Source organism: Lysobacter sp. Root690 (assembly GCF_001427785.1).
Classification (GTDB): Bacteria; Pseudomonadota; Gammaproteobacteria; order Xanthomonadales; family Xanthomonadaceae; genus Lysobacter.
Map to the genome: position 1 here is coordinate 3,863 of NZ_LMHM01000016.1, position 15,885 is coordinate 19,747.

The window sequence follows — 15,885 nt, forward strand, 5'->3', positions numbered from 1 at the left end:
TTTGCTAACGCGAGTTATAAGCCTCGCAGCGCTGGATGTTAGGGAGGAAATCGGGGCTTAAAGCTGAAGCGGAGCCGAAGCGAAACCAAAGCCAAGGCCAAAGCCAAAGCCGAAGCAAAAGCCAGAAGACCGCACACGCGTCGCGCCGGACCTCAGTCCACCAACTCACGCATGTAGCGCATCAACCGTTCCAGCAAATCCGGATCATCCACCCGCGGTTGCGCCGCCATCGCCGAGCGCGCCCGCAACTCCGTCGAGATGCCTGGCATCGGTTTGGCCACCGTGCCGAAATCGCGCACGATCCCCAACGGCGCATAGCCGCTGTACCCCGGAAACACCGTCGACAGATTCGCATTGCCCATGCGCTTGACGAGAATCTCCGACAATACCCGGCGATGATCGGTGGTCACCGGCACGTCGCCGAAATGCGGCGACAGGATCTCCGGGTCCAGGCCCGACCACGAACCGTAGAAGCGCCGCCCGTTGACCGCGCCGCCCAGCACCAGCACCGGATTGCCGTAGCCATGGTCGGTGCCGCCGTTGGCGTTGGCGCGCACGCGCCGGCCGAATTCGGACTGCACCACCACGGTCACGCGTCCGGCGTGGCCGCTGGCGTCGAGCGCGGCGTAGAACGCCGACAAGGCCTGCGACAGTTCGGCGATCTTGTTCTGGTAGTAGTGATAGCCGCTGCCGGCCGTGCCCTGGCCGTCGTGGGTGTCCCAGCCGCCCAGATCGAGCGTGGCGTAATGCAGGCCCAGGTTGAACTGGACCGATTGCGCGATCGTCCACATCTGCTGCGCGAACACGCCGGTCGGCCAGCCGGTCGGCGGCGCGCTGTAGGTCTGCTGGGCGATCACCTTCAAGGCGCGATCGGCGCGTTGTCCGCCCAATTCCAGCGCGGTGCTGCCGTTCCATAGCGCGGCCAGGGTTTCGTTGAGGCCGGCGAATCCCGTTGGCGCGCCGGCGCGCACGGTCTGCCACGACCACGCGCCGGCATTGAGCGCGAAGTCGGATGGACTGGCCATGGTCAGCGCCTGCACCGAGGCGAGCAGTCCGACCGGTTGGCGCGCACCGACGCCGAGCGCCGGCAGTTTCTCCGCGCCGTTCAAATTCGGCTGGGTGTTCATCGCGCGCGCGAGCCAGCCGCTGCCGATGCCCTGTTGCCCGGGCGTGCCCAGGTCGATGTAGAGCTGCGCGTCGAAGTGACTGCGAGTGACGCTGGTCAACAGGCCGCAGGCATGCACGATGCCCAGGTGCCCGGCGTTCCACAGATCGCGCAGACCGCTCGCGGATGGATGCAGGCCGAAGCCGGTACCCGCGCCGCTGGCGAGGGTGAGCGGCAACGCGCCGTACGCGCCGGTCGCGGCGATCGCGAGGTTCGGCCGCGCCTGCTCGTAGAAGCCGCGGTCGGCGCCGTCGATCGGCACCACCAGGTTGAGGCCGTCCAGGCCGCCGCGCAGGAACAGATGCACGACGGTGTCGTGGCCGTTGGGCGCGGCGAACGCGGAATCGGCGAACAGCAGGGCGGGTCCGCCCACCGCGCCTGCGGCGGCGGTGGCGCAAGTACCCTTGAGAAATTCGCGTCGGGTCAGGGTCATGTCGGCGTCCTGGCTGAGTTACGGCTAGCGGCTGAGGAATTCGGGCGACATCAGGATCAGCGAGACCATGCTGCGCAGACGTTCCTGGTTGTAGTGCCGCTTGAGATCGGTCGCGGCCCAGGTGTTGGTGTCGGTGATCACGTAGCTGGCCGGGTCGCCGTTCTGGGCCATGAAGGCGATCAGGGTCTGGCGGCGCGCCGCGGTCGGCGCGTAGCCGAGGATGCGCTGACACCAGAAGTCGACCAGCTTGGTCGCGGTCCACGACGGCACCTGCGCGCGCGTGGTCGCCAGGATCGGCGCCAGCGGCACGGCGTTGTCGCTGGTCTCGGTCAGCCAGTTGAGGATCTTCCAGGTCATAGCGTAACTGCTCGAACCCGACCACGCCTGCTGCGTATCCGGATAGCCGTTCGGCGCCGGCCAGTCGTACGGCGCGTGGCCGGTGAAACCCATGCGCCAGGCAAATTCGTCGCTCTTCGCGGTGCCGACGTTGAGCGTCCACTCGCTGCCGAGCGCGCGCATCGCCGCGGCCACCGCTTCGAACGGCCGCCGCGATTTCGCGCCCCAGGTCTGCGCGAACGCAGTCGAGGTGAGGATATGCCGCAGGGTCAGTTCGATCTGATTGGCCGCGCGCCAGTTCTGGCGGAAGATCGTCGCCGCGCTGGTGACCAGCGCCGGATCGGGCGTGTCGCTGACGAAGCGGCGGATTATTTTCTTGCAGATGAAGCGCGCCACACCAGGATGGCTGGCGAGACGATCGAGCACGTCGCGGCCGTCCTTCAATGCCGGCTGCTCGGGATAGAGCATGCGGCCGAGCAGGAATTTCGGACCGGCGTCGTGCCAGGCCTGACGGTAGACGAAGTTGCCGTCGTTCTCGGTCGGGTACTGCCAATGCCCGTTCTTGACCGACCAGCCGGTGAAAGCCGAGGCGGTTTCGTACACGTCGATGTCGGTGTAACCGGCTGGATAACTTGGGTCTTCGGCATCCGGCGGCACCTGGAACGGGTCCATGAAACCCAGGTAATGCTCGGCGCCGAGGGTGTGCAGCTCCAGCAGTTCGCGGGCGAAATTCTCGTTCGGGCCGGCGCGGGTGTTGGATGCGTTGTCGAGGTAGTAGAGCATCGAGGTGCTCTTGGCGACTTCCTCGAGCATGACCCGGAAGTTACCGAACGCCTGCGGCCGCAGCACGTCGCGCTGATAGCTCACGTACACCGGGCCGGCGTCGTAGTCGCTGGCGGTGACGTTGAAATGGTCGTGCCAGAAATTGACCATGATCTCGCGCAGCTGGCGCTTGGAATGGACCGCGCGCACCAACGCGGCGCGCTGCGCTTCCCAGGCCGGACGCATGCGCACGTCATAGGTGGGATCGGCCTTGACGTGATCGTTCCACAACTGGGTCAGCGATTTGCCCAGGGTGGTGTAGCCGGCGTTGGTCAGGCGGGTTTCGACCGCGCTGTCGTCGATCGCGGCCCAATCGAGCTGCCAGTCGACGTAGTTGGCCAGGCGCTGCGCGTCGGTGCTGCCGAGCGCGTTGAATTGCGCGATCGATTGCGGCGTGGCGCCGTAGCTCAGATTGCCCAGCACGCGGATCGCCAGCGACGGACGCGGCAGATCCAGCGGCAACGGCATCACCGGCCAGGCCTGCGCATCGGGCGCGGTCACGCGCGCGCTGTCCATGGCGCTGTCGAGCTTGCTACGCGCCGCCTGCGATGGCGTGGCGCGGCCGAGCGCGCCATAGCGCTGCAACAGATGACTGCGGATCGCCGCTTGTTCGGAGGCGGACATTTCCGGGACGGACATGGAGCGGGTCATGGCGCACTCCTTTGTTGTGGTGGCTCGGGGAGCGCGAGCTTATGTCGGCCGGCAAGCGGCAAAGCCCCGGTTGCGTCACAGATCGCCGCGCATCGGCATGCGCTGCGTCACTGTTCTCAACGCGGTGTTCACGCCTGCGACACGTTCGCGGCCGCGCATAACGGGTCGTGCGTGCGCGCGATCACGCCGGCAGTGCGAGCGAGTCGAACGAGGCACTGTGTCGGTTTGCCGATTGTGTCGGCTTGAGCGCGCGCGTCGCGTCCACGCGTTCGCCGCGATTCGTGTCCGCGCGCACAGGCCCGCTGCGGCGTGTTCGGCAGACTGCAACGCGCAGCGCAAATGCCCCGTCGCCATATGCAGATGCCGCGCCTTCATTTCTGCGTTTGCTGCGGGGCAACAAAGATGCGTGCAACGTCGCGACGACGGGCGTGGGGATCACAACCCGCCGGCGCGAATTCCCCCTTTCGAAGGAATATTCATGCACGCCATTCCACGGCTGCGACGCCGTCCGTTGACCGTCTTCGTCGCATTGGCCCTGCCGGCCTTTTTCGCCTCCGCCGTCGCCCAAGCGCAGACCGCCAAGGAACAGACGCCTACTCAGGCCGCTTCGGATAACGGCCAACCGGCGACCTTGCTCGATCAGGTCGTGGTGACCGGTTCGCGCATTCCGCGCGCGACCCTGGAAGGGCCGTCGCCGGTCACCGTGATCACCAAGCAGGACATCGATGCGCAGGGCTACCGCAGCGCGTTCGACGCGATCAGCGCGCTAACCCAGAACACCGGCTCGGTGCAGGGCGAGGACTTCGGCAACACCTTCACGCCCGCGGCCAATACCATCAATCTGCGCGGATTCGGCCCCAATCACACCTTGGTGTTGGTCAACGGCCGGCGCCTGGCCGATTACCCGCTGGCCTACGAAGGCTCGGTCAACGTGGTCAACCTGGCGAATATTCCCAGCGCCTTGATCAAGCGCATCGAAGTGTTGGCCGGCGGCGCCTCGGCGGTGTACGGCTCCGATGCGGTGGCCGGCGTGGTCAACATCATCCTGCAGGACAAGTTCGACGGCACCGACATCAATCTGCGCGTCGGCGGCACCGAGGCCGGCGGCGGCCAGAACCAGCGCCTGCAAGTGGTCAGCGGTTATTCCAACGACCGCATCGATGCGGTGTACGGCCTCGAGCTGTCACATCGCGAAGCGATCTGGGGCGATCAGCGCGACTTCATGGATTCGCTGCTCGACAAGCCGGCCGGCGATCCGCTGCTGCCGACCCAGGTCGGTTTCCGCCGCAACGCGCGCACCAACGGCTACATCGATCCGGGCGCGAACTGCGACAACCTCGGCGGGCTGTATCACGGTTCCACCACGCGCGTGAACAACCCGCGCCAGGGCTGGTACTGCGGCAGCAACGAAGCCTCGCCGGCGTTCTGGACCGTGCAGACGCAGAAGAAGAACGCCGACGCCTACGGCTCGCTGACCTGGCATGTGTCCGACCGCACCGACGTGTTCGCCGATCTGCAACTGGGCATTTCCAGCATCGAGAACAACACCCGCGCGCCGAGCTGGACATCGGACAACAATTATTTCCTCAATCAGGCCACAGGCCTCAACGAGATCTGGTACCGCCGCATCGCGCCGGAGGAAATCGGCTCGGCGCACGCCAACAACAATCGCTTCCTCGAGCGCTCGTGGTCGTTCAGCGCCGGCGTGCGCGGCAGTTTCGGCGAGTCCGATTGGGATTACGAACTGGCCTACAACCGCGGCCGTTATCAGAACCTGACCAAGCGCCGACAGTTCCTGTCGGGCATCAACGAGTACTACCTCGGCCCGCGCCTGGGCACGACCTCGACCGGCATCGGCATCTACAACCCCGATCCGGCGCGTCTGTACACGCCGCTGACCCCGGCCGACTACGAGCGCCTGACCGGTTTCTACGAAAGCGACAACGCCGCCTGGATCCAGAACCTGAGCTTCACCGTCAACGGCAACCTGTTCGACCTGCCGGCCGGTCCGGTCGGTTTCGCCGGCGTGATCGAAGCCGGCAACCAGGGCTATCGCAACTTGCCCGATCCGCGTCTGGGCGACGGCACCTTCTGGAACACCACCGCGGGCGTGAGCGCCTCGGGCGAGCGCGACCGCTATGCGATCGGCGGCGAAATCAGCGTGCCGATCTTCAGCACCCTGACCGCGTCGGCCGCCGCGCGCTACGACGAATTCCGTTTCGCCGGCCGCAAGTCGGGCAAGGCGACCTGGAACGTCGGCCTGGAATTCCGCCCGATCGAAAGCCTGCTGCTGCGCGCGACCACCGCGACGAGTTTCCGCGCGCCGGACATGAACTACATTTTCGCCGCCGAAACCCGCGGCTATAACCCGGGCATGACCGACTACTGGCGCTGCCGCACCGCCGGCCAGGACTTCGACGACTGCGATTACTCGGGTCTTGCGATCGATTACACCAGCGCCGGCAATCCCAATCTGAAGCCGGAAAACGGCAAGTCCTACGGCTTCGGCATCGTCTGGTCGCCGTCGGATCGCTTCGATGTGTCGGTGGATTACTACAGCATCCGCCTCGACGATCAGGTCACCAATCTCAGCAGCAGCCGCATCCTGCGCGAGGAAGCCGATTGCCGCCTGGGGCAGACGATCAGCGGCGAGCCGCGCGACATCAATTCGCCGAACTGCCGCGATGTGCTGAGCCGGGTGATCCGCAATCCACCCGATGCGCCGGTGCAGCCCGACCAGGTGCGCCGGGTGCTGATCAATGCGATCAACGCCGCCTCCGAGCGCACCGACGGCATCGACCTGAAGAGCAATTTCCGCTGGAGCGCCGGCCGTTTCGGCGATTTCAACACGCGCCTGGGCTACACCCTGGTGCTCAAGCACGACTATCAGCAATTCTCCGACGACCCCAAGATCGACGTGCGCAATTCGCTCGACTACACCGACTGGCGCAGCAAGGTCAACGCGAGCCTGGGCTGGAACATCGGCCGCTGGAACAGCAACTTGACCGCGCTGCGTTACGGCAGCCTGCCCAACGGCGACGGCAGCGGCCGGATCGCGCCTTACACCCGCTACAACGGCAGCGTGTCGTATCGATTGAGCGATCAGGCCAGCGTGTCGTTGATCGTCAACAACCTGCGCGACTCGCGACCGCCGGCGGATCGCAGCGGTGGCGGCTGGCCGTTCTATCCGGTCGGCAATTACGATCCGTATGGCCGCCAGTTCTGGTTGGAGGCTAATTACAAGTTCAATTGACGAATGCGTGGGGCGGCGAGGGTGGTGATCGTCGGTATTTACCGCGCTTGCGGACCCTCACCCCAGCCCTCTCAGCTTTGCACTTCCTGCGGTCGCCGCAAGCGGGAGAGGGAGATTTGCGTTGGTAGATATAGACAAAAAGCGGGCGCAAGCCCGCTTTTTGTTGCGAGCGCCGCGACGGGCTACAGCGGCCCGTTGATCTGCACGCTGCGGTTGAGCGTATTGGCCACGCCGGTGGTCTGGTTGGTGTAGGTCACATTGGCGATATCGGAGACCGCCATGTTGCCGCGGTAGGTCACGCTGCAACGCGAGGTGTTGCAGGGCAGCACCAGGCCCATTTCAGTGGTCCACGCATAGGTGTAGCTGCCGGCCGGCAGATTGCGGATTTCGAAGTCGGCGCGGTAACTGCTGTGGCCCGGCGAGAACGACGCGCAGCGGCCGAGGTTGCCCGGCGGCATCGGCTGATCGTTCGGACTGATGTAGCAGTGCAGTATCGGTCCGCTCGGGAACGATTGCGCCGACACGGGTGCGGAGGCGGTGGAGCCGATCGCGGCTAGAGCGAGCGCGGTACACAGCGCGGTGTTCATGAGCGTGCGTCCGTTTGTTTTCATGAGCTGAGATTTCATGAGATCCGATCCTGTGATCGCCAGAGGAACCTGGCCGATCGAGGATAGCGCCGTGCCGTCGCGCGGCGCGCGAACTGTCGGAATTAACAGGCGTCGCGATTACGTGGAATGCCGCGGCATGGGCCGCGCCTTACGAGGCCCGGCCGCGACGATATGCGCATGAATAGCCGATCCCTGCGTTTTGATCGATGATGACGTCGCAAGCCGCGCGTCGTTCGCGCCATCAAAAAAAGCGGGTCTAAGCCCGCTTTTTTAGACGCAAAATGAAAGTTGAAACCACAGATGCCTGGCGCAGCATCTGGGCTGCAATGTCACGTATTTGCAAATTACCGATTCGCGCCCATTACAACGGCCCACCGATCCTCACGCCGCGACTGAAGCTCTTGGCCTCGCCGGTAGCAAGGTTGGTGTAGGTCACGGTGACGAAGTCGAACACCGCCATATCGCCGCGATAGCGCTGGCTGCAATACGCGGTGGAGCAGGGCAGTACCACGCCCAGGTCGGAGGTCCATACGAAGCTGTAGCTGCCGGACGGCAGATTGCGGATTTCGAAATCGGCGACATAGCCCTGCGGGCTCGGGTAGAAGGACGTGCAGCGGCCGAGATTGCCCGGCGGCATCGGTTGATCGTTCGGACTGACGTAGCAGTGCAGCACCGTGCCGGTGGGATTCGGCTGCGCCGATGCCGGTGCGTTGGTGCCGAGCGCGGCGAAGCCCAGCGCGCCGCACAGCAGGGTATTCATGAGGCTCCATCGCGTTGTTTTCATGATCTTCGATTCCATGAGATCCATTCCTGTGATCGCCAGACGACCCTGGCGCAACGAGAATACCGCCGCGAAAACCGCGCCTGCGTCCGAATGTCGCGGGCCGGCGTGACCGCCATCGCAACACGGGCGGGCCGGACCCGGCGCGGGTGCGATAATCCCGGCCTCACGCCTGACGGACGGCCCCGTGCTGCAATTGTTGATCTACCTGCGATACCTGTTGGTGGCCGGGCAGATGCTCACGGTCGTGTTCGTCGTGGAGCGCTTGAACCTGCCGGTGCCGGTGCGTCCGTTGCTGGCGATCTCGGGCGCGCTGCTGGTGTTCAACCTCGCCAGCCATCTGTGGTGGCTGCGTCATCGCGACCCCGATACCCGCACCCTGGTGCTGCAGTTGTTGGTCGATCTGCTCGCGCTGACCGCGTTGCTGTATTACTCCGGCGGACCGGCCAATCCGTTCGTCTCGCTATACCTGCTGCCGGTGGCGGTCGCGGCGATCGGCCTGGAGATCGCGCCGATGCTCGGCCTGACCGTGCTGACGGCGGCGCTTTACACCTGGCTGCTGCGTCATCACATCGCGCTGCCGCATGTCCACGGCAGTGATTTCCAACTGCACGTGACCGGTATGTGGGTCAATTTCCTGCTCTCGGCCGGGATCATGGTGGTGGTGCTGAGCCGGTTCATGACGATCGTGCGCGATCAGCGCAGGCGCCTGTCGGAAGCGCGCGAACGCGCGATCCGCGACGAATCGCTGTCGGCGCTGGGCTCGCTCGCGGCCGGCACCGCGCACGAACTCAACACGCCGCTGGCGACGATGAGCCTGTTGGTCGACGACTGGATCGGCAGCGAGCAAACCCCGTCGCGCGAGGACATCGAACTGCTGCGTTCGCAGCTGACCCATTGCCGCGATCACGTGCGCGCCCTGGCCGACATGGCCCGGCGCGGCGCGGCCGGCGAGGCCACGGTGGAAACCGCCGACGGCTTCGTGCATGCCTGCGTGGACCGCTGGCGTCTGCTGCGGCCCAATGCCAGCGCCATCTTCACGCCGGGCGCGGCCGATCGCGCGGTCCGCGTCGATGCCGCGTTGCCGCAGGCGCTGATCAATCTGATCAACAACGCCGCCGATGCCAATGCCGGGCGCGGCCACGACGAACCGGTCGAAGTCGCGACTGACGTGCGCGACGGCTGGCTGATCGTGTCGATTCTCGACCGCGGCGCGGGCCCCGCGCGCATCACCGCGCTGCCGCGGCGCGACAGCCAGGGCCCCGGGCTCGGCATCGGCCTGATGATTTCCAAGGCCAGCATCGAACGCAACCGTGGCCGCATGCGTCAGGTCGAACGCGAAGGCGGTGGCTGCGTGACCGAGGTCGATCTGCCGCTGGTGGAGTCGCCAGCATGAGCCTGCCCGAGAAGATGCTGCTGGTCGACGACGACCTGGCGTTCTGCCAGGTGCTGGCGCGTTTGTTGCAGCGACGCGGTATCACGGTGCAGGCGCGTCATGACGCGGCCAGCGCCCTGGCCGCGCTGGAGGATTTCGACGCGCAGGGCATCGTGCTGGACCTCAAGCTCGGCGCCGACAACGGCCTGCTGCTGATCCGCGAACTGCTTGCGCGCCGTCCGCAGGCGCGCATCGTGCTCGCGACAGGTTACGCGAGCATCGCCACCGCGGTCGATGCGATGCGTCGCGGCGCCTGGAACTATCTGCCCAAGCCGTTCGATATCGACGCGCTCACCCAGGCCTTCGAATCCGCGCCGGAAACGCCGCCGCCGGAGCCGCCGAGCGATCCGCCGTCGCTGCGTCGCCAGGGCTGGGAGCATATGCAACGCGTGTTGGCCGAATGCGGCGGCAATGTTTCGGCCGCGGCGCGGGTGCTTGGCGTGGATCGGCGGACCTTGCAGCGGCGCTTGGCGAAGCGGCCGGTGCGTGAGCGGCCGGGGTAGGGAGTCGCTGGATTAGGGAGCGACTGGGATGGGGAACGGCCAGGTCAGTAATCGGTGCTCGTTTGACTGCGTGGATGGTCTACGCTCGCGCGATGCGCACTAGGTCCGTCATTCCCGCGAACGCGGGAATCCAGCGACTTTCGTGCAAGGGCGTCAAAGGCACTGGATTCCCGCCTTCGCGGGAATGACGAATTGAGAGAACATCGCGTCCGCGGAATATTCGCTCTGTCGCACAGCATGGCCATGATCCACATGGTGCTCGCGGCGCTGAGGCCATGGGGACGACGACGTCGGCGTCATGACGCGGTCGCGGCTTGCGCCGCTCCTACAGTCGCTGCGTTGCGGAAACATGGCGCTCGGCTGATCAGCGACGAGATTCGGCGCGGTGAGCACCGCGAACGACGCTTCACTCTTCACGCCTCGTGCATGCCATTGGCCCCGCCTCGTCTCACCCAGCGGCACCCGGGCCGTCTATGCTATTGGGGTACAAGCGCGACGCAGTTCGATCCGCACACGAGGACCCCATGAAGTACTCAGCGCATTTCGCCTTGATGCTCGCCACGTCGCTGGTGGTAGGCTGTAGCCAAGCTCCGGACAAGGCACCGGACGCGGCCGCGGCCCCTTCTTCGGCCGCTCCGGCCCCGTCTCCCGCCGCTCCGGCAGCCGCAGATCAGCAAGGAAAGCAGCAGATGAGTCCGCTGGAAGGTGTACTGGATCTACTTCTCGCGAAAGACGGTGCGGCCTGGTCGACGTTCGATCGCGTCGCCGGCGTGCAGTGGCGCGATCCCGCGCCGCAGGACAATCCCGACTCCAACTCGCCCGACAACGCGCGCTATCGCAGCGGCAATCTTCTGCTCGCGGGCTTCGGCATGGTCGAGGTGCCCGACGGCAAGGTCGGCGCCGAGGCCGGCACCAAACAGGCCAACGAAGGCGAGGTCGGGGTGACCTTGAACGGCAGCGCCGATCAGGTCCGTTCCGTGACATTGCTCAAGTTTTACGCCAGCGAGGACTACCAGCAGGTGCTGCAGCGCCAGTTCGGCGCGGGCGCCACGGTCGAGCCGATCGCCGGCCAATGCGAGCTCGATTACGGCACCACCGCCGAAAACACCCAGGCCAACCAGTTCTTCAAGCTGAGTTTGACAAACACAAAAATCGTGTATGCTGAAGGCTATGTGGACGACGGTGGCAATCAAGGCCCCGGCACCACGACCTTTGAATTCACCCCCAATCGCCCGACGCAGAAGATCGCCTCGATGCGGTGCAAGGAGTCATAAGACCCTAAGCGGTGCGACACGCGGTCTCCCAGAGATCCACACAACCCAATAACTTCGTCAATCCAAGAGGACAGCGTCATGGCTGATCGACGAGAGAAGGCAGTGGCCACTGCCAACGAGTACGACCAGGGCAATATCGCCGGCTTGGATGCCGCGATGACCCGACGATTGGTTGCTTCCACGGTTATGACCGAGAGCAACGGCGGTGATCTGGCCATCACCAACAAGCAAGGCTACGTAGGACGCTACCAGGCGGGAGCCGGTTGGCTGTCCGATGCCGGCTATGTCGACAAGCACAAGCTCGACGCTGCGATGAAACACGACGGCTTCGACCCCGAGAAAGTACGCGGGGCGGAGTGGAAGTGGGCGAGCAGCGGCGGCATGTCGCGTTTTCTCCAGGATTCCCATAACTGGAAAGACGGCCTGAGCCTGGACAAGTACAAGGCGTCCGGCGATCTGCAGGACAAGGCCTTCAAGATCAACAGCGACAAGTCCTATCGCCAGGCGATCAAGGACGGCGTGCTGCATGAGGACGACAAGGCCGAGACCGTGGCCGGTTTCCTCAAGGCCCGCCACATCGCCGGCTACGGCGGCGCCAAGGCGGCCGTCACCGGCGGCCGCGCGATCCGCGACGCCAACGGCACCAGCAATTACGACTATCTGCACGACATCACGCGTAACCGCGATGGTCTGAATCAGTACATGACGCGCGATCCGAAGAGCCTCAATCAGGCCCCGGACGACGCCAAACCCACGCCGGCCCGCACCCATGCGGCCGCCGACGGCGTGATCAAGCATGGCGAACGCGGACAGGATGTGCGCGCGCTGCAGGAAGGCCTCAACAAGCTCGGTTACCGCGATGCGCACGGACGTGCGTTGAGCGCGGACGCCGATTTTGGTGATCGCACCAAGGAAGCGGTGCAGGCGTTCCAGAAGGCCCATGGCTTGAAGGAAGACGGCATTGCCGGTCCGAAGACGCTCGATGCGTTGAAGCAGGCCGAGCGCACGCCGCTGCTGTCGAGTCCGGCCCATCCGGATCACGGCATGTTCAAGGGCGCGGTCGAAGGGCTGGAAAAACTCGGCCCGCAGGCGTTCAAGAATCGCGAAGACCTCGAGCGTGCCGCGGGCACGTTGACGTACGAGGCCAAGGTGAGCGGTCTGAGCAAGATCGATCACGTGGTCCCGACCGCCAACGGCACCGGCTTGTTCGCGGTACAGGGCGCCTTGAACGATCCCGGCCATCTTCGCGTCCACGCCAATACGGCGCAGGCGGCGAGTCAGCCGATCGAACAGTCGACCTTCCAGGCCAAGCAGGACGCGCCGCAACTGGCTCAGGCCTCGCAAGAGCCCAAGCCCGGCAAGGTCATCGGCACGTAGCGCGGAACGCTCCGCTGCCTGCGCGCAGCCGATCGTGCCGTGTCGACGTTCGCGTCGCCGCGTGACCTGTCAGCCGTCCGAATCCGTCGTCCGCCTCTTCCCCTGAATCCATCGGGTTTCGATCGCCGCCGCTTACGCGTCGTCGGATACCCGCACCGCTCGCCTACGTTGTGTCTGGCTTTGAGCTGTTCTGATCGCCGTATCCGCGGCGTATGCCGAACCGGTCGAAGCCGCATCAACCCACGCGCGCTGTGTTCAAAAAACCGCATAAAACAGGATGTTCTTCATGTCTGAAATCGCCAACCTACTTGCCGCCGCGACGCCGCCGACACCGGGCGAAGTGATCAACGCCATCCACGACATCGCCGGCGACGGCTCGGCCTCGTACGAGATCGAAAACGGCAGCGTGGCCACGTTCTGGTTCGGCCATGCGTTCGAACTCGACGGCGCCGGCTACTACACTGGTTTCGTCGCCGAAACCCCGGAAAAGTACAACGACGCGGAAAAGGACGCCGATCCGACCCCGGACACTCAGGTCACCTTGAGCCAGGCGACGTTCTCGTTGGCGCAGCCGGGCGCGGCGCGCTCGTGGGGCTTCGAGATGGCCGAGTTCTCGATCGGGAAATTCGGCGCCTTCGAACGCGGCAACGCGATCGACGACAAGCGCAAGCCGCAGACCTACACCACTCCGGACGGTAAGTTCGTGCTCGCGGTGCCGACTTGGTCGCTGAGCGGCGGCGTGCGCGTGGATGCGTACGACCTGTTCGCGTTCGATCCGGCCGACCTGACCGATCCCAACACGACACACTGGACGTATCTGGGCAGCGTCGCCGCCGGCGAAGACAACGGCGCCAGCTGCGACGAAGACGACGACCAGCAGCCGTGCGCGCGCAGCTTCGGCGCGCTGAGTTTCGAACCGCATGGCGACGACCTGCCGTTGATCCACGTCGCGATGAGCGGCACCCGGATCGTCGCGGCCGGCAAGGTCCGCACGCTCGGCCCGGCCGATGCGCTCGAGTACCGCTACGTGGCGACCGAAAACCAGTATCAGCCCAGCGCGCAGTAAACAAATTCACACCGGCGGGCCGATCCGATCACGGCGGTCCACAAAGACATAGCGGCACTCATAAGGAGATTGAGACATGGCACGCGACTATTCCCGCACCGAAGTCCTGGGCATCATCGAACGCGAAGCGGCCGAGCGGAACATCCCGCGCGACGACTTCATGCGCTTTGCCTACATCGAAACCGGCGGCAGCTTCAACGAACAGGCTTCGCGCGGCGCGGCCGGCGCCAAGGGCCTGTTCCAGTTCGTGCCGTCGACCGCCGACGCCTACGGCATCCGCGGCCGCGAGCTCGATGCGGTCGCCAACACCGACGCCGCCGCGCGCCTGTACCTGGACAATCGCAACACCCTGGTCAACCGCCACGAGCGCGACGGCCGTCCGTACCTGTCGGGCAAGCCCGAACCCGATGGCCTGGACATGTACATGGCGCATCAGCAGGGCGGCGCGGGCTATCGCTCGATCCAGTCGGCGATCGCGACCGGAAGCTTCTCGCGCGACGACACCCGTTCGAACATCCTCAACAACGTCAGCTCGCGCGATTTCGAGCGCGTGACCGGGCATAAGTATTCCGAGTTCTCGCGCATGTCCGATCGCGACATGGCGACGACGTTCACCCAGTACTGGGACACCAAGTTCGACCGCGTGGCGATTCCGGAAAAGGGCATCGCCCCGATCACCGATAACCGTCAGCAGACCCAGACCGCGCCGACCCAGACTCAGACCGCGCCGTCGCAGACGCAGACGCAGACCACCCCGGCTCAGACGCAGACCCAGGCCCAGACCGGCGCCGGCATCTCGCTGACCGCCGCGCACGATCTCAGCGTCAAGTACGACAACGTCAAGTACGCGATGAGCGGCAAGTACCCGGGTGTCGACGGCAAGCATCCCGATCAGGGCTATGTGGATTGTTCGGGCTGGGTCGCGACGATGCAGAACGCGACCATGAACGAGATCAACAAGAAGGCCGGCCGCGAGATCTACGGCAAGGAAGACAAGTTCAATCTCGGCAACGACGGCGCGGCGATGATCGTCGACAAGGCGCAGCAGCGTTCGGGCGTGATGATCGAGGGCAAGGCGGTCACCCGCGATGCGCTCAAGGAAGGCATGATCATCGGCGAGGACAACGGCCCGAAGAGCTGGGACAAGGGCCGTTTCAAGGGCATCGACCACATCACCATGGTGGTGCGCGATCCCAAGAGCAACGAGCTGATGATCAGCCAGTCGCGCGGCGGCGAAGGCGTGGAGCTGTCCTCGCTGGACACCTACCTCAGCCGCAAGCAGGCCAACGGCGTCAAGCTGTACGCGACCGATCCGCTGGCCGAATCGCGCTCGCTGCTTAAGGACAATCAGCAGACCCAGAGCCAGGATCCGGCCGCCAAGACCGAAGCCAAGAAGGACCCGGCGCCGACCCGCACCGCCGCGGCGGCGAACGCCGACGGCGTGCTCGAGCGCAACGAGAAGGGCACCGCGGTGCGCGAGTTGCAGGAGTCGTTGAACAAGCTCGGCTACCGCGACGCGCAGGGCAATGCGCTCAAGCCCGACGGCGATTTCGGCAAGCACACCGAGGAATCGGTGCGTTCGTTCCAGAAGGCGCACGGCCTCACCGTCGACGGCGAAGCCGGTCCGAAGACCCTGGAAGCGCTCAAGAACGCGCAGAAGTCGCCGCTGCTGTCGGATGCCAAGCACCCCGATCACGGCATGTACGAAGACGCGTTGAAGGGCCTGGAAAAGCTCGGCGCCAACAGCGGCCTGAAGAACGCCGAAGAGCGTCAGCGCGCCGCGGCCGGCATCACCTACGAAGCGCGTCTGGGCGGTCTGGACAAGATCAACCACGTCGTCCCGAACGCCAGCGGCACCGGTTATTTCGCGGTGCAGGGCGAACTGGGCGATCCGGCCAGCAAGCGCGCGCTGGTCGACAAGGCCACCGCGTTGAGCCAGCCGGTGGAGCGTTCGACCCAGCAGCTGGCGCAGGACGTGCCGGCGCAGAAGCCGCAGACCGCGCCGGCGCAGGACGCCGAACAGCGTCAGCCGGCCAAGCCGGTGCTGGTCTGATCGCGGCATGAGTCAAGTCCCGCGCGTCGAAACCGACGCGCGGGCGCGGGTTGGGGATGGCGCGTCCGCCGGGCAATCCGGCGGGCGCGTCATCCCGACATCGGAATTGTTCCGCAACCTGCGTCGCA

The 15,885-nt window shown here is 65.4% G+C and carries 11 protein-coding genes; 7 read left to right on the top strand and 4 right to left on the bottom strand.

Annotated features, from left to right (window positions below; translation table 11 throughout):
* Positions 1-152: 152 nt before the first annotated feature.
* Positions 153-1,598, bottom strand: a complete 1,446-nt coding sequence (locus ASD86_RS17845; protein ID WP_056113664.1) for a DUF1501 domain-containing protein — start codon at positions 1,596-1,598, stop codon at positions 153-155.
* Positions 1,599-1,622: 24 nt separating this feature from the next.
* Complete coding sequence (locus ASD86_RS17850; RefSeq protein ID WP_082578469.1) at positions 1,623-3,407, bottom strand: DUF1800 domain-containing protein; 1,785 nt, start codon at positions 3,405-3,407, stop codon at positions 1,623-1,625.
* Between the two features lie 478 nt (positions 3,408-3,885).
* Here ASD86_RS17850 and ASD86_RS17855 point away from each other — a divergent pair, with 478 nt between their 5' ends.
* Complete coding sequence (locus ASD86_RS17855) at positions 3,886-6,660, top strand: TonB-dependent receptor (protein ID WP_082578470.1); 2,775 nt, start codon at positions 3,886-3,888, stop codon at positions 6,658-6,660.
* A gap of 182 nt (positions 6,661-6,842) precedes the next feature.
* Here the strand turns inward: ASD86_RS17855 and ASD86_RS17860 are convergent, their stop codons facing one another.
* Positions 6,843-7,247 carry a hypothetical protein gene (locus tag ASD86_RS17860; protein ID WP_056113670.1) on the bottom strand — a complete coding sequence of 135 codons (405 nt, stop codon included), beginning with the start codon at positions 7,245-7,247 and terminating at the stop codon, positions 6,843-6,845.
* Positions 7,248-7,629: 382 nt separating this feature from the next.
* Positions 7,630-8,028, bottom strand: coding sequence for a hypothetical protein (locus ASD86_RS17865; protein ID WP_056113673.1), 399 nt, complete (start codon positions 8,026-8,028; stop codon positions 7,630-7,632).
* Positions 8,029-8,236: 208 nt separating this feature from the next.
* Here ASD86_RS17865 and ASD86_RS17870 point away from each other — a divergent pair, with 208 nt between their 5' ends.
* The 6 genes from ASD86_RS17870 to ASD86_RS17895 all read left to right on the top strand — a co-directional run bounded on the left by ASD86_RS17870 (position 8,237) and on the right by ASD86_RS17895 (position 15,757).
* Positions 8,237-9,445: an ATP-binding protein gene (locus ASD86_RS17870; protein WP_056113677.1), complete on the top strand. Its 1,209-nt coding sequence runs from the start codon at positions 8,237-8,239 to the stop codon at positions 9,443-9,445.
* Positions 9,442-9,987: a response regulator gene (locus ASD86_RS17875; RefSeq protein ID WP_056113679.1), complete on the top strand. Its 546-nt coding sequence runs from the start codon at positions 9,442-9,444 to the stop codon at positions 9,985-9,987. Before ASD86_RS17870 ends, ASD86_RS17875 begins: the two co-directional genes overlap by 4 nt.
* A gap of 524 nt (positions 9,988-10,511) precedes the next feature.
* Positions 10,512-11,261 carry a hypothetical protein gene (locus tag ASD86_RS17880; protein ID WP_157476810.1) on the top strand — a complete coding sequence of 250 codons (750 nt, stop codon included), beginning with the start codon at positions 10,512-10,514 and terminating at the stop codon, positions 11,259-11,261.
* Between the two features lie 78 nt (positions 11,262-11,339).
* Positions 11,340-12,638, top strand: coding sequence for a peptidoglycan-binding protein (locus tag ASD86_RS17885; protein WP_235567802.1), 1,299 nt, complete (start codon positions 11,340-11,342; stop codon positions 12,636-12,638).
* A 286-nt stretch (positions 12,639-12,924) separates the two neighbouring features.
* Positions 12,925-13,704, top strand: coding sequence for a hypothetical protein (locus ASD86_RS17890; protein ID WP_157476812.1), 780 nt, complete (start codon positions 12,925-12,927; stop codon positions 13,702-13,704).
* 76 nt (positions 13,705-13,780) lie between these two features.
* Entirely contained in the window at positions 13,781-15,757 is a 1,977-nt protein-coding gene (locus ASD86_RS17895; protein WP_056113688.1) for a peptidoglycan-binding protein, read from the top strand.
* Positions 15,758-15,885 lie beyond the last annotated feature (128 nt).

What these genes read in the sequence shown, in the direction of transcription:
- ASD86_RS17845 (WP_056113664.1), bottom strand. Translation starts at nt 1,598, where the DNA reads ATGACCCTGACCCGACGCGAATTTCTCAAGGGTACTTGCGCCACCGCC.
- ASD86_RS17850 (WP_082578469.1), bottom strand. Translation starts at nt 3,407, where the DNA reads ATGACCCGCTCCATGTCCGTCCCGGAAATGTCCGCCTCCGAACAAGCG.
- ASD86_RS17855 (WP_082578470.1), top strand. Translation starts at nt 3,886, where the DNA reads ATGCACGCCATTCCACGGCTGCGACGCCGTCCGTTGACCGTCTTCGTC.
- ASD86_RS17860 (WP_056113670.1), bottom strand. Translation starts at nt 7,247, where the DNA reads ATGAACACCGCGCTGTGTACCGCGCTCGCTCTAGCCGCGATCGGCTCC.
- ASD86_RS17865 (WP_056113673.1), bottom strand. Translation starts at nt 8,028, where the DNA reads ATGAATACCCTGCTGTGCGGCGCGCTGGGCTTCGCCGCGCTCGGCACC.
- ASD86_RS17875 (WP_056113679.1), top strand. Translation starts at nt 9,442, where the DNA reads ATGAGCCTGCCCGAGAAGATGCTGCTGGTCGACGACGACCTGGCGTTC.
- ASD86_RS17880 (WP_157476810.1), top strand. Translation starts at nt 10,512, where the DNA reads ATGAAGTACTCAGCGCATTTCGCCTTGATGCTCGCCACGTCGCTGGTG.
- ASD86_RS17885 (WP_235567802.1), top strand. Translation starts at nt 11,340, where the DNA reads ATGGCTGATCGACGAGAGAAGGCAGTGGCCACTGCCAACGAGTACGAC.
- ASD86_RS17890 (WP_157476812.1), top strand. Translation starts at nt 12,925, where the DNA reads ATGTCTGAAATCGCCAACCTACTTGCCGCCGCGACGCCGCCGACACCG.
- ASD86_RS17895 (WP_056113688.1), top strand. Translation starts at nt 13,781, where the DNA reads ATGGCACGCGACTATTCCCGCACCGAAGTCCTGGGCATCATCGAACGC.